Genomic DNA, 19,394 nt, shown 5'->3' on the forward strand with positions numbered 1-19,394 from the left:
CCATGCCTCAACGGCCTTGTGAGTTGGCCCGCCTGGTCGATGGTCTCGTGGACTCTGCCGGCGATCTGAGCGTTTCCATCCACGGAGTGGAGAGCGACTCGCGGCGGGTCCGTGACGGTAGCTTGTTCCTGGCCTGCAGCGGATTCGAATCGCATGGCCTGAACTATCTGCCGGAAGCGCTGCGGAATGGTGCGGCCGCCGTGCTGTGGGAGCCGGAGCCGGGCGTGGAGCCTCCGGACATCCCGATTCCGGCGTGGCCGGTTCCGCAGCTTCGGCGCCATGCCGGAGAGATCGCGGCGCGTTACTACGAACGGCCGTCGCGGGAACTGTTCAGCGTTGGCATTACCGGCACGGATGGCAAGACATCTACGGCGTATCTGCTGGCGCATGCCCTGACCAAACTGGGTGACCCGGCGGGATACCTTGGCACGCTGGGTTACGGCCCGGTCGATGCACTGGAGCTGGCAACCCACACCACGCCCGATGCCGTGCGCATTCAGCGATGGATGCGACGCCTGGTCGATGATCGCGCCAAGGCCATGGTGATGGAGACCTCGTCGCATGCGCTGGACCAGGGGCGGGTGGCCGGCGTGGAGTTTGATGTCGGCATCCTGACCAATGTCGGTCGGGATCACCTGGATTACCACGGCGATTTGGAGCGGTACGCAGCGGCCAAGCGGCGGCTGTTCGATATGCCGGATCTGGGCCTGGCGGTATTAAACCGGGACGATGACCTGGGTCGCGCGTGGGCCGAAGAACTGAGCCCGGCGTTGCCTGTTTGCACGTATGGCATCGAAGGCGACATGCCCGAACAGGCTCGGTACGCCATTGCCCGCGATGTGCAGCTGGCGACCCAGGGCCTGCAGTTTCGGCTGCAAACGCCCGCGGGCTCGCGCGTCGTCCAAAGCGGATTGCTGGGACGCTTCAACATCTACAACTTGCTCGCGGCCGCCGCGGTTCTGGAGTTTCGTGGCTATGCGCTGGACCGGATCGCCGAGGTCCTCGGCAAGTTGGGGACCGTTCCGGGGCGCATGGAAGGGTTCTCCGCCCCGGGTCTGCCCTTGGCCGTGGTTGACTATGCCCATACGCCGCAGGCGTTGGCGCATGCGCTGGAGTCGCTGCGTCCACACTGCGAAGGGCGGCTGATCTGCGTGTTCGGCTGTGGCGGGGACCGCGATACCGGCAAGCGCCAACTCATGGGCAGTGCGGCAGCCCGACTGGCCGATGCGGTCGTGGTCACCGACGACAATCCACGTAGCGAGTCGCCCTTCGACATCGTCGCGGCCATCGTGTCCGGAATGGGCGACCGTCGGCATGTCCGTGTCGAACATGATCGTGAGGTGGCGATACGCACGGCGATCGAGCAGGCGCGAGCCGGCGATGTTGTCCTCGTGGCGGGCAAGGGGCACGAAACCGAACAAATTATTGGTAGTGAGCGCCGGCCGTTCTCCGACCGGGGTGTGGTCGCAGCCGTACTGCAGACGCTCGGCGGGCAGCCAGGAGGTCGTCATGGCGACGCTTGACTGGGTGGCCGAGGCCACAGGTGGCCAGCTGATCGGCGCGTCCGCACCGTTTACATCGGTGACCCAGGACACCCGGAATTTGAGGCCGGGTGGGTTGTACGTGGCGCTGCGTGGCGAGCGCTTCGACGGTCACAGCTTCGTGCGTCGCGCCGCGTCGCTGGGTGCGGCCGGTGCGCTGGTGGCCGAAGCCAGTGATAGTCCGCTGCCTCAGGTGCAGGTGACCGACACGCTGGCCGCATTGCAGGTCATGGCGCGTCGCTGGCTGGAGCGCTTTGACGTGCCCGTCGTCGCCGTCACCGGTAGCAATGGCAAGACCACGGTCAAGCAGATGCTCGCCGCCATTCTGGGCGGTGTCGGACCGACATTGGCGACGGCCGGCAATTTCAACAACCACATCGGCTTGCCACTGACGCTGATGCGTCTGGATGGCTCGCATCGGTTCGCGGTGTTGGAGATGGGAGCGAACAAGCCTGGCGACATCGCTGAGCTGGTCGCCATTGCGCCACCCCGGGTCGCTCTGATTACCCATGCCGCCGCGGCGCACCTGGCCGGATTTGGTGGACTCGATGGCGTGGCTCGAACCAAGGGTGAGATCTATGGCGGCCTGCAGTCTGGCGGCACCGCCGTGATCAATGCTGACGACCGTTATGCCGCGCAGTGGGCACAGACGGCCCAGGGGGCTTCGCAGATCCGTTTCGGGCTGGATCAGCCTGCGGATGTGACGGCCTCCGATCTGCAGATGTCGCCCGCAGCGACACGGCTGACGTTGCAGGTCGCGGGTCGCTCCGTGGCGCTGGAGCTGCCGTTGTCCGGCCGCCACAACGTCATGAACGCACTCGCTGCCGCCGCTGCGGCGCACGCACTGGGCATCTCGTTGCCGCAGATTGCCGATGGACTGGCCCGGCTGGAACCAGCACCTGGGCGGCTGACGCCGCGGACAGCCGACTGCGGAGCCGCCCTGCTAGACGACAGCTACAACGCGAACCCGACCTCTTTGCAGGCGGCGCTGGCGGTCTTGGCCCAGGCCGATGGCAAGCGCTGGCTTGCCCTGGGGAACATGAACGAACTGGGGAGCAATGCCGTGGAGGCACATGTCGAGGCGGGCCGTCAGGCGCGCGCTGCCGGAGKAGAGCGGCTGTTCTTGCTGGGTGATCTGGCGGCCCATGCCGCGCAGGGCTTTGGCGAGGGTGCCGAGATCGCCGATTCGATGGATGTGCTTTGCAAACAGGTGGCCAGCGAGATCAGCCCGCAGGTCTGCCTGCTGATCAAAGGGTCGCGCGGTGCGCGCATGGAGCGGCTGGTCCAGGCACTGACCACAGGGGAGGCTGGCTGATGCTCTACCACCTAACCGATGCGCTGGAGCGGCTGTACAGCGGCTTCAACCTGTTTGACTACCTGACCGTTCGCGCGATTCTCGGCGTGCTGACAGCGCTGCTGGTCTCGCTGCTGTTCGGACCGGTGCTCATTCGCCGGCTCACATCGCGCCAGATCGGCCAAGTCGTTCGCGATGATGGCCCCCAAAGCCATCTGGTCAAGGCCGGCACGCCCACCATGGGCGGCCTGCTCATTCTTGCCGCCGTCATCATTGCCACGCTGCTCTGGTCGGACCTGAGCAATCGCTTCGTCTGGATTGCGGTTTTTGTCACCTTGTCTTTCGGGGTGGTCGGCTTTGTCGACGACTATCGAAAGATTCGCTACGGCAATTCCAAGGGTTTGTCCGCCCGGGCCAAGTACTTTTGGCTCAGTCTGGCGGGTTTTATGGCGACCGGTGTGTTGTATGCCACCGCGACATCGCCGACCGAAACCACGTTGTTCTTCCCGTTCTTTAAGGATCTCGCGATTCCGCTGGGCGGATTCTTCGTGTTCTGGGGATACCTGGTCATCGTCGGGACCAGCAACGCGGTCAATCTGACCGACGGGCTGGATGGGCTGGCGATCATGCCCTGCGTGCTGGTGGCTTCTGCGCTGGGGGTCTTCGCCTATGCCACCGGAAACGCCGTGTACTCGGAGTATCTGGGCATTCCCTATGTGCCAGGCGTGGGTGAGTTGGCGATCTTCTGCACGGCGATTGGTGGCGCCGGGCTGGGTTTTCTGTGGTTCAACACCTACCCGGCCCAGGTGTTCATGGGTGATATCGGCGCCCTGGCCTTGGGAGGTGCACTGGGCGTGGTGGCCCTCATGGTCCGGCAGGAACTGGTGCTCGTGGTCATGGGCGGGGTCTTTGTCGCGGAGACGGTGTCGGTCATTCTGCAGGTGGCCTCATTCAAGCTGACCGGGCGTCGCATTTTCCGCATGGCGCCTTTGCACCACCACTTTGAACTCAAGGGCTGGGCCGAGCCGAAGATCATCGTCCGTTTCTGGATCATTACGCTGGTGCTCGTGCTCATCGGCCTGTCAACGCTGAAGATCCGGTGATCGACGTCGGCAGACAACATTGGCTGGTGGTTGGCCTCGGTGTCACCGGGCAGTCGGCAGTGCGCTACTTGCTCGCCGAAGGCGCACGCGTGCGCGCTGCAGACAGCCGTGTCGATCAGGTTGTGCATGCGCCATGGCAGGCGCAGGTTGACCTTCGACTGGGGGCGTTCGACGTAGACGCCTTGCTGGATGGCGTGGACGCCGTGCTGGCTTCCCCGGGTCTGCCGTATGACGAACCGCTGTTCGAGGCCGCGCGTCAGCGCGGCTTGCCGGTGGTCGGCGACATCGAGTTGTTTGCCCGGGCCTGTCGCCACCCCATCATTGGTGTCACCGGTTCTAACGGCAAAAGCACCGTCGTGACCCTGCTGGCTCGTCTGCTGGAAGCGGCTGGCCGGCGCGTTGCGCTGGGCGGCAACATCGGCACGCCCGCGCTGGACCTGCTGGCGCAGCCGGCGGATGTGGTCGTGTTGGAGCTGTCGAGCTTCCAGCTGGAGCTAACCGAGACACTCGCCTGCGAAGCCGCCTGTGTGCTGAATCTTTCGGCGGACCACATGGATCGCCACGGCAGCATGGCGCATTACGCGGCGGTGAAGGCAAAAATCTATCGCAACGCTCGCTGCGCCGTGGTCAATCTCGATGACCCTCATGTGGTTGCGATGCCGACCGGGGATGTCCGGCGTAGCTTCAGTGTGAGCCAGGCTGCGGATTGGGCGATTCGGCAGGTCGATGGCGTGTCGACGCTGTTCCGCCAGCAGCGGCCCTGGTTATCCGCAGCTGAGTTGCGGCTTGTCGGTGCACACAACCTGGCCAATGTGGCGGCGGCACTGGCGTTGTTGGAGTCCATTGGTGTCGATCCGGAGTCGGTTCGCCCGGCGTTGCTTGCGTTCGAGGGGCTGCCGCACCGCTGTCAGTGGGTGGCCGAACAGGCCGGTGTGACCTGGATTAACGACTCCAAGGGCACCAACGTCGGGGCGACGCTGGCGGCATTGGGCGGCGTGCAGGCACCGATCGTCCTGCTTGCCGGCGGGCTGGCCAAGGGCGGGGATTTCCGTCCTTGGGGGGCGCCGTTGGCGGCAGTGGGCCGGGCCGCGGTGCTGTACGGCGAAGATGCCGGACTGATCCGGAATCATCTGGACGGCGTGTTGCCGATTCATGTCGAGCCGGACCTGGCGGCGTCGGTCCAGCGCGCCCGCGTCCTGGCCCAGCCTGGCGACACCGTGCTGTTGTCACCCGGCTGCGCCAGCCAGGACCAGTTCCGCGATTACATCGAACGTGGGGAAGCATTTATTCGCCTGGTGAAGGATGGGGAGGTCGCATGTCCCGCCTGAATCTGGTGATGCTTCGGCCGACGCTGCAGGGTCGTTACACCGATCGTCTGCTGCTTGCTGTCGCCGGCCTGCTGTTGGTGTTCGGCCTGGTCATGGTGGCGTCGGCGTCGGTGGCGGTTGCCGAGCGTCAAACCGGGGACATGCTCTACTACTTCAGGCGCCAACTGATGTTCGCGGTGCTCGGACTGGGCGCGGGCGTGTTTATGTACAGCGTGCCGATGCGTCACTGGTCGAATGCCGGATTCCCGCTGCTGGGATTTGGCTTGGTGCTGCTGATGCTGGTGTTGATTCCCGGCGTGGGCCATGAGGTCAACGGCGCACGTCGCTGGCTGAATCTGGGGCCGGTGAATCTGCAGGCCTCCGAAGTCGCCCGGCTATGTTTCATTCTGTATCTGGCCAGCTACGTCACCCGGCATCGTGCTCAGGTCCAGACCCGCATCCGCGGGCTGCTGCGTCCCATGCTCCCACTGGGACTGGCCTCGGTGCTGTTGCTGGCCGAGCCGGATTTCGGGTCGACAGCTGTTCTGCTGGCGGTGGCTGCGGTGATTCTGTTCCTCGCCGGGGCCAAGTTGCTGCACATGGTTTTGCTCGGGGCCGCGGGCATCGGGACGCTGGCCATGCTGCTGGTGTCGTCTCCCTACCGGCTAAAGCGGCTGGCCAGTTTCCGCGACCCCTTTGCTGATCCCTTCGATGGTGGTTTTCAGCTGACCCAGTCGTTAATCGCCATCGGTCGCGGCGAATGGACGGGGGTCGGGTTTGGCAACAGCATTCAGAAGCTGCTGTACCTGCCCGAGACGCACACCGATTTTCTGTTCGCTGTCATTGCTGAGGAACTCGGACTGGTCGGCGTCGTGCTCCTCATGCTGCTGTTCGGCCTGTTGGTCTGGCGCGGTTTTGCGGTCGCGCAGGCAGCCTCCGCGCGTGAAGATTACTTTGCGGCGTATGTGGCCTGGGCCATCTCGGCCTGGGTGGGGCTGCAGGCCTTCATCAACATGGCCGTGAACATGGGGCTGCTGCCGACCAAGGGGCTCACGATGCCCTTCATCAGCTACGGGGGCAGCAGTTTGTTGGTGACCTGTGCGTCGCTGGCCTTGCTGCTGCGCGTGGATCGTGAAAACCGTATGGCCGCCCGAACGGATGGCCCGACCCGGTCAGCGGGGGCGGCACGATGAAGATTGCCATTGCAGCTGGCGGCACCGGTGGCCACGTGTTTCCCGGCTTGGCCGTGGCCGAGCAACTCATGGCCTTGGGTCACGATGTCGTGTGGCTGGGGACCGAGCAAGGTTTCGAGGCGCGCGTGCTGGCAGACCGGCCTATTGCTGCGCGGTGGATTCGCATTGCCGGCGTCCGTGGCAAGGGTGTCTCGACCTTGCTGGCGGCGCCGCTGCGGCTGTTGCGCGCCATCTCCGAATGCTGGTTGGCCCTACGCGCCGAGCGGCCGGATGTGCTGCTCGGTCTGGGCGGCTTTGTGGCGGGACCAACGGGGTTGGCAGCATGGCTGCGACGAATCCCCCTGGTCATCCATGAACAGAATGCGGCGGCCGGATTGACGAACCGGGCGTTGTCGCGGATTGCGACCGTCAACCTACAGGCATTCCCAGGTGCGATAGCCGGCGCGGAGGTGGTGGGCAATCCCGTGCGCAGCAGCTTTGCCGACCTGCCTGACCCGGCCGTGCGCCAGAGTGACGAAGGTGAACCCGTGCGCCTGCTGGTGGTTGGTGGCAGCCAGGGTGCCAAGGCCTTGAATCAAATCGTACCGGCCGCGCTGGCGCGGCTGCCGGCGGCATTACGGCCGCGAGTCACCCACCAGGGTGGTCGCACGGTGGCGGTTGCCGAGGCCGCTTATGCCCAGGCGGCTGTCGATGCGGACATCATTCCCTTTATCGATGACATCGCCAGTGCCTACGCAACGGCTGATCTGGTGGTCTGCCGCTCCGGTGCACTGACGGTGGCCGAACTGGCAGCGGCCGGCTGCGCGTCGATTCTGGTGCCATTTCCGGCTGCGGTCGATGATCACCAGACGGCCAATGCGGCGTATCTGGCAGATGCTGGCGCCGCCCTGCTCATGCCCGAGGCCACACTGTCTCCGGAGCGGCTGGCCGAGGCGCTGCGCCCGCTGCTCACGGATCGTGCCCGGCGTCTGTCCATGGCCCAGCAGGCGCGAACACTGGCATGGCCGGACGCTTGTCAGCGGATCGTGGATGTCTGTCTGCAGGCAGGGGGGCGGGCATGAAGCATCAAAGTGCAGTGAGCCAGCCCATGCGTCGCGTCAGCCGCATCCATATGATCGGAATTGGTGGCGTGGGCATGGCCGGTATCGCCGAAGTGTTGCTGAATCTGGGATACCAGGTGGCGGGCAGCGACCTGCGTGTCTCGCCCACCGTCGAGCGCCTGCGCTCACTGGGCGCCGAGATTGCTGTGGGCCATGCGGCCGAGCATGTGGCCAACGCCGATGTGGTCGTCACGTCGACAGCGGTCGACCCGGAGAACCCCGAAGTCGCCTATGCCCAGGAGCACCGGATTCCGGTGGTCCGGCGCGCCGAAATGCTCGCCGAGCTGATGCGTTTCCGTTATGGCATCGCGGTGGCCGGAACCCACGGCAAGACCACCACGACCAGCCTGGTCGCCGCGGTCCTGGCCGAGGGCGAGCTGGATCCGACCTTTGTGGTCGGCGGGAAGGTGCTGTCGGCGGGTGCCAACGCCCGGCTGGGCGATGGCCCCTACCTAGTGGCCGAGGCAGACGAATCCGACGCGTCATTTCTGCATCTGATGCCGCTCATGGCCGTCGTCACCAACATCGATGCGGACCACCTGGAAACTTACGGCGGCCAATTCAGCCGTTTGAAGCAGACCTTCGTCGAGTTCATTCACCAGCTGCCGTTCTATGGGTTGGCGGTGCTTTGTGTTGACGACCCCGTCGTGGCGGAGCTGTTGCCGGAGTTCAGTCGCCCCTACGTGACCTATGGGCTGGGCGAGCAGGCTGATGTCCGGGCCACAGATTTGCGTGTCGACGGCCGGGGTAGCCATTTCCAACTGCATCTGCCGGGGCGCGAGGCACCCGCCCAGGTGCATCTAAACCTGCCTGGCCGGCATAACGTGCTCAACGCCTTGGCAGCGGCGGCCGTGGCCCACGAACTTAAGGTGAGCGCCGAGCATATTGGTCGGGCGCTGAGTCGGTTCGGGGGCATTGGCCGGCGCTGCGAGCGGATCGGCGAGCTATCGATCGACGGCGGTCGGGTCACGCTGGTCGACGACTACGGACACCACCCGCGGGAAGTCGGTGCCACGCTGGCCGCCATGCGTGCAGCCTGGCCACAGCGACGCCTCGTGGTGGTGTTCCAGCCGCATCGCTACACGCGGACCCGCGACCTGTTCGACGACTTCTGCAATGTGCTGGCAGACGTCGACACACTGGTCCTCACCGAGGTCTACGCGGCCGGTGAAGCCCCCATCGCAGGCGCGGACGGACGCGCCCTGTCAGCCGGCATTCGTGCCCGCGGCAAGTCACAGCCGGTGTTCGTCGATGGCATCGAGCAGGTTCCCGACGTGCTTGCCGATGTGCTGCGACCGGATGATGTGCTGCTAACGCTGGGAGCCGGCAATGTCGGCAGCCTGCCGGGCCTGCTTGTCCAGCGATTCGGGGTGGCGACATGAGCCTGTCTCACCTGCGCGGCGAACTGCGCATCAACGAGCCGTTGATGCGCTACACCAGTTGGCGGGTCGGCGGACCCAGCGACCGCTATTACAAGCCGGCTGATGGTGAGGATTTATCCGAATTCCTGCATCGACTTCCCGAGCAGGAGTCGATTCTCTGGATGGGCCTGGGCAGTAACCTGCTCATCCGTGACGGCGGATTTCGAGGGACCACTGTCAGCGTCCACGGCGTGCTTGATCAGATCACCCGCCGCGACGGGACCCGCGTCTTTGTCGAGGCTGGCGTGCATTGCGCCCGCCTCGCGAAGCTGGTGGCGAGCTGGGGGCTGGCTGGCGGCGAGTTTTTTGCCGGTATCCCAGGCACCTTGGGCGGCGCCCTGGCGATGAACGCCGGGGCCTGGGGCGGCGAAACCTGGGCCGTGGTCGAGTCCGTCCAGGTGATCGATCGCAGCGGTGCCGTGCGCAGTCTGCCGGCCAGCGCCTTCGAGACGGGTTATCGCAGCGTGATCGCGCCGGAGCCCAACCTCTGGTTTGTAGCGGCGGAACTGTCATTTGCCCCGGACGCCGATGGGAAGGCGCCGGAGCGCATTCGTCAGATGATTGCCGAACGCAAGGCCTCGCAACCGGTGGGTAAGCCGTCCTGCGGCTCGGTGTTCCGTAATCCCGAGGGCGACCATGCCGCGCGTCTGATTGAAGCCGCTGGTCTGAAGGGGCGCCGCATCGGAGACGCCGAGGTCTCGACCAAGCACGCCAATTTCATCATCAACCGCGGCCATGCGCGCGCCGCGGATATCGAGTCGCTGATCACGTTGGTGCGGAACACCGTGCGCCGCGAGGCGAATGTCGACCTGATCCCGGAAGTGCGCGTCGTTGGGGAGCCCGCATGAACCCGGCTGCTCAATCGCCAAACCGGTTCGGACGTGTCGTCGTCCTGATGGGTGGATGGTCAGCGGAACGTGCGGTGTCGCTGGAATCCGGACGCTGTGTGCTGGAGGCCCTACAGGCCGCCGGCGTGCAGGCCGAGGCGCTGGATCCCACGCCGGCTGACCTGCTGACGCTGAAGGCGCGCGGATTCGATCGGGTCTTCAACATTCTCCACGGCACGCCGGGCGAGGATGGGATTCTTCAAGGCGCCTGCGCTTTGCAAGCGCTGCCGGTCACAGGCAGCGGTTTGCAGGCCAGTGCCAATGCGTTGGACAAGGGGGCAACCAAGGCCTTGTGGCAGCAGGCCGGCCTGCCGGTAGCCCGCGACGTGTTGCTGCGTGATCCGGCGGACGCCGATCCCGCGGCTATCGCCGCTCAACTGGGCCTGCCCCTGTTCGTCAAGCCGGCCTGGCAGGGCTCCAGCGTCGGCGTGGCCCGCGTGGTCGATGTCGAATCGCTGCGGCAGGCCATTGCGGACGCCGCGCGGCATCCCGGTCCGGTGTTGGTTGAGGAGGCCATCGAGGGCGGTGAGTACACCATTGCCGTGGTTGGCGATGTCTGGCTTCCCGCCATTCGTATCGAGGCGGCGGGTGGCTTTTACGACTACGAGGCGAAGTATGTCTCGGATGACACGCGTTATTTGATTCCCTGCGGTTTGGACGCGGCGACCGAAGCCAGGCTCAAGGAGCTCGCACGTCGTGCCTACGCCGTCCTGGGTTGCAGCGGCTGGGGGCGGGTGGATCTGATGCTGACCGGCGACGGCGAGCCGCGGTTGCTGGAGGTCAACACCACACCGGGGATGACCACGCACTCGTTGGTGCCCAAGGCCGCGGCTGCGCTGGGTTGGTTGATGGAGGACCTGGTGCTGCGCATTCTGGCGACAACGCTGGAGGGCTCCGCATGAGTGTGGCCATTGACGCATTGCGCCCGGTGCGCGCCGTGGCCAGCGAAGCGCCGCGTCGCCCTTGGTTCGGCACGCTGGTCCTTACCGCGGTCACCGCCCTTGTCGTGTTCTGGGTGCTGGCCAGTCAGGCAGGACCGCTCAACCTTGAGGTGCACGGCGTGCGTTCATCGGATCCCGCTGCACTTCGCCAGGCCACGTTGGGCTACCTGGGGCAGGGCCTGTTCCAGGTGTCGCCGCGAGAGGTGGAGGCCAGCCTGGCTGCGCTGCCCTGGGTCGCCGATGCGCAGGTCTCGCGGCGCTTCCCGGATCGGCTCCTGGCGACGGTGGTCGAGCACGAGGCCGTCGCCCGGTGGGGCGATGAGGCACTGATCTCAGCTCAAGGTGCAATCTTCGCGCCGCCGGCTGAGAGTTGGCCGGCCGATCTGCCCCGGCTCGACGGCCCCCCTGAGCTACGTATGGACATGCTGGCCCAGTGGTCCCTGCTCAGTCAGACCCAGGGACTTGAGGACCTCCGGCTTGCCGCGCTCGCGATTGATGAGCGCGGATCCTGGTCCGCAGAACTGTCCGATGGCGTACGCCTGCGACTGGGCCGCCATGACATCCCGGAGCGCATGTCGCGGTTTGCCGGGCCGGTCCGCCGCGCGCTGTCCGACCGCTGGCCCCAGGTTGCGACCATCGATCTTCGCTACACGAACGGATTTGCAGTGGGATGGCGCGAGACCGCGCAGTCCCCGGAGAGGAACTGACGTCATGTCGAGAAAACCAATGAAAGATCTCATCGTCGGATTGGATATCGGCACCTCCAAGGTGGCGGCCATCGTTGGGGAGATCAACGACGAGCGGGTCATCGAGATCATCGGCATCGGCACCCACCCATCCACCGGCATGAAAAAGGGCGTGGTGGTGAATATCGAGTCCACGGTGCAGTCGATCCGGCGCGCGGTGGAAGAGGCCGAGCTCATGGCTGGCTGTCGCATCCAGTCGGTGTATACGGGCATCTCGGGGAGCCACGTCAAGAGCCTGAACTCCCACGGCATCGTTGCGGTACGTAGCAAGGAAGTCAGCGAAGCCGACGTGGATCGGGTGATCGACGCGGCCTGTGCAGTGGCCATTCCCGCCGACCAGAAAACCTTGCATGTGCTGCCGCAGGAATTCGCGGTGGATGACCAGGAGGGCATTCAGGAACCCATCGGAATGTCCGGCGTGCGCCTGGAAGCCCGTGTGCACATGGTGACCGGCAGCGTGTCGGCGGCGCAGAACATTCACAAGTGTGTGCTGCGTTGTGGTCTGGACGTGGACAAGCTGATTCTGGAGCAGTTGGCGTCCAGCTATGCGGTGCTTACCGACGACGAAAAGGATCTCGGCGTCTGCATGGTCGACATCGGGGGCGGAACCAGTGATATCGCGGTGTTTCACAAGGGCGCGATTCGTCATACCGCGGTGATCCCGATCGCTGGCGATCAGGTTACCAATGACATCGCCGTGGCCCTGCGCACACCGACGCAGCATGCCGACGCCATCAAGATCAAATACGGGCATGCATTGCCCGAGATGCTGGAGCGCGACGAACAAATTGAGGTCGACAGCGTGGGCGACCGTCCACCGCGTCGCCTGTCGCGCCTGACGCTGGCCGAGGTGATCCGACCGCGTTACGAAGAACTGTTCCTGCTGATCCAGCGTGAACTGCGTCGATCCGGTTTCGACGAAATGTTGGCCGGCGGCGTCGTGCTGACCGGTGGCAGCAGCAAGATGGCAGGCGTGGTCGAGCTGGCCGAGGAGGTCTTCGACCTGCCGGTGCGGCTGGGCATGCCGCACACCGTACAAGGGCTGACCGACGTCGCCCGCAACCCGCAGCACGCAACAGGCATCGGGTTGCTCATCTTCGGGCAGAGAAATCTCCCGCACTACACCGGACAACCCGAAGGGTCCGGTTTCGCACAAGTCTGGGAACGCATGAAGAGCTGGTTCCAAGGCAATTTCTGATCGACATTTTTGGGGCAAACACGAGGTAACACCATGGCTGAGATCTTTGAACTCATCGAACACCAGCCGAATCGTCCAGTCATTAAGGTGATGGGCATCGGCGGCGGCGGCACCAACACGGTCAACCAGATGGTTGAGGCCGGAATTCAGGGTGTCGAATTCATCTGCGCCAACACGGACGTGCAGCATCTGGACGCCTGCTCGGCCGACACCATCCTGCAACTGGGTTCCACGGTTACCCGGGGCCTGGGTGCCGGAGCCGACCCTGAAGTGGGGCGCGCGGCAGCATTGGAAGATCGCGAGCGCATTCGCGAGACGATCGAAGGCTCCGACATGCTGTTCATCACCGCCGGCATGGGCGGTGGCACCGGTACCGGGGCGGCTCCGGTGGTTGCGGAAATCGCACGCGAACTGGAAATCCTGACCGTTGCGGTCGTCACCAAGCCGTTCCCGTTCGAGCGCAAGAAGCGCATGGACGTGGCCGGTCGCGGCATCGAGGCACTGGAAGATCTGGTGAACTCGCTGATCGTGATTCCGAACGAGAAGCTGCTGTCCGTGCTGGGCAAGAGCGTGACCGTCAAGAACGCCTTCAAGTCGGCCAACGATGTGCTACACAACGCGGTCCAGGGTATCGCCGAGCTGATTACGGCAGGCGGCCTGATCAACGTCGACTTTGCCGACGTGCGAAAGGTGATGTCCATTCCGGGCATGGCCATGATGGGGATCGGTCGCTCCAGCGGCGAGGATCGCGCCCGGGAAGCCGCCGAGACCGCGCTGGCCAGTCCGTTGCTGGACGAGCTGACACTCACCGGGGCCGAAGGCGTGCTGGTCAACATCACCGCTGGCGACGATTTGACCATGTTCGAATTCCAGGTGGTGAACGAAGTGATTGGCGAAATGGCAGCCGACTCGGCCGAGGTCATTGTCGGTACCGCACTGGATCCGGATATGGGTGATGAACTGCGGGTGACCGTGGTTGCCACCGGTCTTGGGGGTAACCAGAAGGCCCAGTCCTTCGAAGATCACGAGGTGGTCACGCCCATCAGTCGCGACGGGGGCGGGCAGGTCAAGTACAACGACCTTGAGAAGCCCACCTACATCCGCCGCGAAAAGAAGGCGCGTCGCTTGGATGATCTGTCGGATCTGGACATCGAGGTGCTGGACGTGCCGGCGTTTCTGCGGAACCAGGCGGACTAACCGCCTGGCCCGTTTCGTGCGCGGTCTGGAACAGGGTTGGCAGCGGTCAGGCGTCCAGGTGCATTCGGTCCGGCGGGACTCTGTGGTAGAGTGCCGCGTTTGACGGATGCGCCGGACCATGCTTGCCGGCTGCAGCGTTGTTCCAGAATAAGAATCGCGGGGGCTGACGTACCGAACTTGTCCATCGATGGCCTGTCTCAGGCTGTCCGCTGGCGCATGGCAGTGTTCGGGCACAGCCACTGAGGTATAGAGATGTTGAAGCAACGAACTGTGCAACACCCGATTCGCGCCACCGGCGTGGGTTTGCACACGGGCAAAAAGGTGTACATGGCGATCCGCCCCGCCCCGGCGGACTTCGGCATTGTGTTTCGGCGCGTGGACCTCGACGGCGCGCCGGAACTCAAGGCAGATGCCCATGCAGTGACCGACACGACGCTGAACACCACGCTGGAAGGCAACGGCACCAAGGTGTCGACTGTCGAACATCTCATGTCAGCCCTCGCGGGTCTGGGGATCGACAATGCGCTGATCGAATTGTCGGCTCCCGAGGTTCCGATCATGGACGGCAGTGCAGGGCCTTTTGTTTTTCTGGTCCAGTCCGCCGGCATTCTCGAACAGGATGCGCCCAAACGATTCATCCGCGTGAAGAAGCCTGTCCAGGTCACAGAAGATGACAAATGGGCGCGCTTTGATCCGCATGATGGTTTCAAGGTCAGCTTCGGCATCGACTTTGAACATCCCGTGTTCGCGTCGAGTCAGCAGCACGCCACCATCGATTTTTCCACGACCTCGTACGTCAAAGAGGTCTCCCGCGCGCGGACCTTCGGTTTCATGCGCGACGTGGAGTACCTGCGAGCCAATAATCTGGCCCTGGGTGCGAGCCTGGACAATGCGGTGGCACTGGACGAGTACCGCGTCCTCAATAACGACGGACTGCGTTACCAAGATGAGTTCGTGCGGCACAAGATTCTTGACGCCATCGGGGACTTGTACCTGATGGGGCACAACCTGATTGGCGCATTCACCGGCTACAAGTCGGGGCATGCCCTGAACAACAAATTGTTACGCGGGTTGATCGCGCAGCCAGATGCCTGGGAGATGGTGACATTCGAGCGCCCGGAACAGCGTGCGCCCATCATCTATTCACCGCGTCCGGCAACGGCTGCGGCTTAGTCTGCGTTTTCGAGCTGTTGGACCAGTCGGCGCAATGCGGCGGCGAGTTTGGCATTGCTCGTGCTTTTGGAGAGCCGGCGCATCGTGTCGATGTGCCGGGTTTGAGTTTTGACAGGTTCGTGACTCGGCCGGATAGCGGCTTGCACCGGAATGATGCAAAGTCGTATATCTGTGCAGGGGCGACCCAACGACGATTCGACGATGTGCCGCAATGCAGCGCGGTGCTGTCGGATGCGGGTTGCCCAAGCGGGTGAAGCGACGGCCAGGACGGCTGTCGTCTGATCCATGCGAACGAATCTGACGCGGCTGGCTAGCGACGCGGGGAGGCGTTGTTCCAGCTGATCCTGAAGATACGAGGTCTGCACGGCAGACCGAGACCAATCCCGAAGGGGGGAACGGTCGGACCGGATGCGATCCGCAAGAGATCGGGCGCGACGACCGAAGCGGTAAGACATGGAACTAATTGTAATCGACAACAAGCTGGGCCGGTCACGGCGCTGGCAATTTGATCCGCGTAGTCCGTGGCTGGCGGCGGCGCTTTGTGCCACGGTGACCCTGTTCATCGCGGCGGGCGTCGGCATCGGCCGGCTGACCGCTCCGGTGGCGACCACCCAGGCCAACCTGCCGGCCGAGGTGACTGCCGAATGGCAGGCGGCCATTGACGCAAATCGTCAGCAAGTGGCGGAAGCGCGTCAGCATCTCCAGGAAAACGCGCAGGCGCTGGCCCGTAAGGTGGCCATGCTGCAGGCAGACATGATGCGCCTCAACGCCGCCGGCCAGCGATTGGTGGAAGTTGCGGATCTGGATGAGGGCGAATTCGCGTTTGATATTGCCCCGGCGGTCGGTGGGCCCGAAGTCGAAGTTGAGGGCGAATTGCCTGGTCTGGGCGATGTCAGCTCAACGCTGGGTGAATTGGACCGCCAGATTGCCGCGCGTGAACGCGAGATGCGCGTGCTCGAAGATCTGATTCTGGCGAGCCGGCTGCAAAGCGAGGCGCATCCCGAAGGGCGTCCGATTCTCAGTGGCTGGATCTCTTCGCTATTCGGTGTGCGCACCGATCCATTCACCGGTCGCCGTGCCCACCACTACGGAATGGACTTCGCCGGTCGCGAAGGGTCCGAAGTGGTGGCAGTGGCCAGTGGGGTGGTGACCTGGTCCGGGCGTCGGTCGGGTTACGGCCTCTTAGTCGAGATTAACCACGGCAACGGTTACGTGACCCGATACGGCCATAACAAGGTCAACGAGGTGAAGGTTGGCGATCGTGTGGCCAAGGGCGATGTCATCGGTCGCATGGGCAATACCGGGCGTTCGACCGGTCCGCATGTGCACTTCGAAGTGCTGCGCAACGGCAAGGTGGTTAATCCCGCCCGCTACATCCAGGCACAGAGCTAACAGGGTCTGGCGGGGCGTCTGCGGGCGCGTCAATAGTCGTGCGTTACAATGCCGCCGCCGCATGTCGACGCGGACGTTGATTCCCTCATCGCAGTCCCCATTCTGAGCTCATGGCGAATACCTTTCTAAGCCGGCTGTTCGGTAGCCGGAACCAGCGCGTTTTGAATCGCAAGCGCAAGTTTGCAGACCAGGTCAACGCGCTCGAGCCCTCGCTGGAGGCGCTGGACGACGCGGCGCTTCAGGCCAAGACCCAGGAATTCCGGGAGCGACTCGACAAGGGCGAGTCGCTGGATGACATGCTGGCCGAGGTGTTTGCAGTCGTCCGCGAAGCCGGAAAGCGCACGCTGGGTATGCGGCATTTCGATGTCCAGCTCATCGGCGGCTCGGTGCTGCACGACGGCAAGATTGCCGAAATGCGTACCGGTGAAGGCAAGACGCTGGTAGCGACGCTGGCCACCTACGCCAATGCCCTGTCCGGCAAGGGCGTACATCTCATCACGGTCAATGACTACCTGGCCAGCCGCGATGCGGAGTGGATGGGGCGTTTGTACCGATTCCTGGGGCTGAGCGTCGGGGTTGTGCTGTCCGGGCAATCACCGGATGAGAAGCGCGCTGCTTATGCCGCCGACATTACCTACGGCACCAACAACGAATTCGGCTTCGACTATCTGCGCGACAACATGGCCTTCTCCGCCGAGGACAAGGTCCAGCGTGGATTGCATTTCGCGGTGGTCGATGAGGTCGATTCGATCCTGATCGACGAGGCGCGTACGCCGCTGATCATCTCCGGTCCGACCGATGATGATCCAAGCCTCTATCAGAAGATCAATTCCATCGTGCCCCGTCTGGCTGCCCAGCAGGAAGAGGACGGCCCGGGTGATTTTTCCGTCGACGAGAAGGGCAAGCAGGTCCATCTGACCGAGGACGGCCACGAGCACGTCGAGCAGTTGCTCAGCCAAGCAGGGCTGCTCGCCGAGGGTGAGAGTCTCTACGACGCGCAGAACATCGTGCTGATGCATCACCTGAATGCAGCGCTGCGGGCACATCATCTGTTCAAGCGCGACGTCGATTACATTGTTCGCGGCGGCGATATCGTCATTGTTGACGAGTTCACCGGGCGGACTATGCCGGGACGACGCTGGTCGGACGGGCTGCACCAGGCGATCGAGGCCAAGGAAGGGGTGGCGATCCAGCGCGAGAATCAGACGCTGGCATCCATTACCTTCCAGAACTACTTCCGTCTGTACGACAAACTCTCGGGCATGACCGGTACGGCCGATACCGAAGCCTTTGAGTTCCAGCAGATCTATAGCCTGGAAGTGGTGGTCATACCGACCAACAAGCCGACCCAGCGCCAGGACCTGGGCGACCTGGTCTTCATGACGGCGCGGGAGAAGTTCAACGCCATTGTCGACGACATTGTTGCGGCCCGGGAGAAGGGTGCGCCGGTGCTGGTGGGTACCGCGTCGATCGAGACATCCGAGCTTCTGCATCAGCTGCTGACCGAGCGCAAGGTCGAGCACGAGGTGCTCAATGCCAAACAGCATGAGCGCGAGGCGGACATCATCGCGCAGGCGGGCCGGCCCGGTGCGGTCACCATTGCGACCAACATGGCCGGTCGTGGTACCGATATCGTATTGGGCGGGAGCCTGGACGCCGAACTGGCCGCTGTACCCGAGGACGATGCCGAGTCACGGGCGCGTATTCGCCAGGATTGGCAGGCGCGACACGATGCAGTGATCGAGGCCGGCGGCCTGCATGTCATCGGCTCGGAGCGCCACGAGTCCCGTCGCATCGACAACCAGCTGCGTGGGCGATCCGGGCGTCAGGGCGACCCCGGTGTCACCCGCTTCTATCTGTCACTCGAAGACACGCTGATGCGGATCTTCACCCCGCCACGCATGCGCGCCATGCTGCAGCGGCTGGGTATGGAAGAGGGCGAGGCCATCGAGCATCGCTGGGTGTCTCGCTCGATCGAGACCGCCCAGCGTAAGGTCGAATCGCACAACTTCGATATTCGTAAGCACCTGCTGGAATACGACAACGTTGCGAATGACCAGCGCAAGGTGATTTACGGCCAGCGCAACGACCTGATGGAAGCCGAGGAGATCTCGGCGCTGGTCGAGACCATCCGTCCCGATGTCGTCGCCGGTGTGGTTCAGGCCTACCTGCCGCCGGGCTCGCCGGAAGAAATGTGGGATGTGCCGGGCCTGACCGAGGCCCTGCGTGCCGAATTCGGGCTGGATGCCGATGTGGCGCAGTGGCTGGAATCTGACAGCTCCCTGGATGATGTGGGGCTGCGCCGTCGCGTGCAGGAGGCGCTGGAGACCAGTTATGCCGACAAAAAGCAGCGCGCCGGCGAGCAGGTGATTCAGCACTTCGAGAAAGCGGTCATGCTGCAGACGCTGGATCGCCTGTGGCGGGAGCACCTGGCGGCCATGGATTACCTGCGCCAGGGGATTAATCTGCGGGCCTATGCCCAGAAGGATCCCAAGCAGGAATACAAGCGAGAAGCCTTCCAGCTGTTCAACGACTTGCTGGCCCGCTTAAAGCATGAAGTGATAGCGACCCTGTCCAAGGTCCGCGTCCAGGCCGAGGCTGATGTTGAGGCTGTAGAGGCCCAGCGACGTGCCCAGGCGGAAGCCTTGCAGGCCCGCGGCCAGGCCAGCCATGCAGAGGCCGATAATGCGCTGGCCGCTGGAGAGGCGCCGCCTCAGTCGGGTGCGCAGGCGCCGGCTGGCGCGCGCCGCATTCAGGCCGGACCGGCGGGGCGCCCGGCAGCGCCGCCGCCGCGTCCTGCAACCGTTGAGCGCACGGAACGCAAAGTCGGTCGTAACGAGCCTTGCCCCTGCGGATCGGGCAAGAAATACAAGCAATGCCACGGCCGGGTCGCCTGATCCC

General features: G+C 64.1%; 16 protein-coding genes. 15 read left to right on the top strand and 1 reads right to left on the bottom strand.

What is annotated here, in order from left to right; translation table 11 throughout:
• The first annotated feature begins 2 nt into the window (after positions 1-2).
• The 13 genes from DEH80_RS06935 (at position 3) to lpxC (ending at position 15,101) form a co-directional block, all read left to right on the top strand.
• On the top strand, positions 3-1,523 hold the full coding sequence (locus tag DEH80_RS06935) for a UDP-N-acetylmuramoyl-L-alanyl-D-glutamate--2,6-diaminopimelate ligase (RefSeq protein WP_109719893.1): 1,521 nt from the start codon (positions 3-5) through the stop codon (positions 1,521-1,523).
• Positions 1,510-2,856, top strand: a complete 1,347-nt coding sequence (locus DEH80_RS06940; RefSeq protein ID WP_109719750.1) for a UDP-N-acetylmuramoyl-tripeptide--D-alanyl-D-alanine ligase — start codon at positions 1,510-1,512, stop codon at positions 2,854-2,856. Before DEH80_RS06935 ends, DEH80_RS06940 begins: the two co-directional genes overlap by 14 nt.
• Positions 2,856-3,938 (top strand): phospho-N-acetylmuramoyl-pentapeptide-transferase, encoded by a 1,083-nt coding sequence (gene mraY / locus DEH80_RS06945; protein ID WP_109719751.1) that lies wholly within the window; start codon positions 2,856-2,858, stop codon positions 3,936-3,938. Before DEH80_RS06940 ends, mraY begins: the two co-directional genes overlap by 1 nt.
• Complete coding sequence (murD, locus tag DEH80_RS06950; RefSeq protein WP_207774513.1) at positions 3,935-5,266, top strand: UDP-N-acetylmuramoyl-L-alanine--D-glutamate ligase; 1,332 nt, start codon at positions 3,935-3,937, stop codon at positions 5,264-5,266. Before mraY ends, murD begins: the two co-directional genes overlap by 4 nt.
• Positions 5,254-6,438 (top strand): putative lipid II flippase FtsW, encoded by a 1,185-nt coding sequence (ftsW, locus tag DEH80_RS06955; protein ID WP_243412763.1) that lies wholly within the window; start codon positions 5,254-5,256, stop codon positions 6,436-6,438. Before murD ends, ftsW begins: the two co-directional genes overlap by 13 nt.
• Positions 6,435-7,499, top strand: coding sequence for an undecaprenyldiphospho-muramoylpentapeptide beta-N-acetylglucosaminyltransferase (gene murG, locus DEH80_RS06960; RefSeq protein WP_109719752.1), 1,065 nt, complete (start codon positions 6,435-6,437; stop codon positions 7,497-7,499). Before ftsW ends, murG begins: the two co-directional genes overlap by 4 nt.
• Positions 7,496-8,920, top strand: coding sequence for a UDP-N-acetylmuramate--L-alanine ligase (gene murC, locus DEH80_RS06965; protein WP_109719753.1), 1,425 nt, complete (start codon positions 7,496-7,498; stop codon positions 8,918-8,920). The genes murG and murC overlap by 4 nt, the downstream gene beginning before the upstream one ends.
• On the top strand, positions 8,917-9,807 hold the full coding sequence (gene murB, locus DEH80_RS06970) for a UDP-N-acetylmuramate dehydrogenase (protein WP_109719754.1): 891 nt from the start codon (positions 8,917-8,919) through the stop codon (positions 9,805-9,807). Before murC ends, murB begins: the two co-directional genes overlap by 4 nt.
• Positions 9,804-10,748, top strand: coding sequence for a D-alanine--D-alanine ligase (locus tag DEH80_RS06975; RefSeq protein ID WP_109719755.1), 945 nt, complete (start codon positions 9,804-9,806; stop codon positions 10,746-10,748). Before murB ends, DEH80_RS06975 begins: the two co-directional genes overlap by 4 nt.
• Entirely contained in the window at positions 10,745-11,494 is a 750-nt protein-coding gene (locus DEH80_RS06980) for a cell division protein FtsQ/DivIB (protein WP_109719756.1), read from the top strand. The genes DEH80_RS06975 and DEH80_RS06980 overlap by 4 nt, the downstream gene beginning before the upstream one ends.
• Before the next feature lie 4 nt (positions 11,495-11,498).
• The gene (gene ftsA / locus DEH80_RS06985; protein ID WP_109719757.1) at positions 11,499-12,731 is read left to right on the top strand and encodes a cell division protein FtsA; all 1,233 of its coding nucleotides are present in this window, start codon (positions 11,499-11,501) and stop codon (positions 12,729-12,731) included.
• Between the two features lie 42 nt (positions 12,732-12,773).
• Complete coding sequence (gene ftsZ / locus DEH80_RS06990) at positions 12,774-13,928, top strand: cell division protein FtsZ (RefSeq protein WP_207774527.1); 1,155 nt, start codon at positions 12,774-12,776, stop codon at positions 13,926-13,928.
• Between the two features lie 252 nt (positions 13,929-14,180).
• Positions 14,181-15,101, top strand: coding sequence for a UDP-3-O-acyl-N-acetylglucosamine deacetylase (gene lpxC, locus DEH80_RS06995; protein ID WP_109719759.1), 921 nt, complete (start codon positions 14,181-14,183; stop codon positions 15,099-15,101).
• On the opposite strand, the gene DEH80_RS17790 is transcribed toward lpxC, so the two are convergent.
• Positions 15,098-15,664 (bottom strand): DciA family protein, encoded by a 567-nt coding sequence (locus DEH80_RS17790; protein WP_109719896.1) that lies wholly within the window; start codon positions 15,662-15,664, stop codon positions 15,098-15,100. The genes lpxC and DEH80_RS17790 overlap by 4 nt on opposite strands.
• Here DEH80_RS17790 and DEH80_RS07005 point away from each other — a divergent pair.
• On the top strand, positions 15,555-16,493 hold the full coding sequence (locus tag DEH80_RS07005) for a peptidoglycan DD-metalloendopeptidase family protein (RefSeq protein WP_109719760.1): 939 nt from the start codon (positions 15,555-15,557) through the stop codon (positions 16,491-16,493). The genes DEH80_RS17790 and DEH80_RS07005 overlap by 110 nt on opposite strands.
• Before the next feature lie 110 nt (positions 16,494-16,603).
• Positions 16,604-19,390, top strand: a complete 2,787-nt coding sequence (secA, locus tag DEH80_RS07010; protein WP_109719761.1) for a preprotein translocase subunit SecA — start codon at positions 16,604-16,606, stop codon at positions 19,388-19,390.
• The last annotated feature ends 4 nt before the right edge of the window (positions 19,391-19,394 follow it).

This window comes from Abyssibacter profundi, from assembly GCF_003151135.1.
In the GTDB taxonomy this organism is placed as follows: domain Bacteria; phylum Pseudomonadota; class Gammaproteobacteria; order Nevskiales; family OUC007; genus Abyssibacter; species Abyssibacter profundi.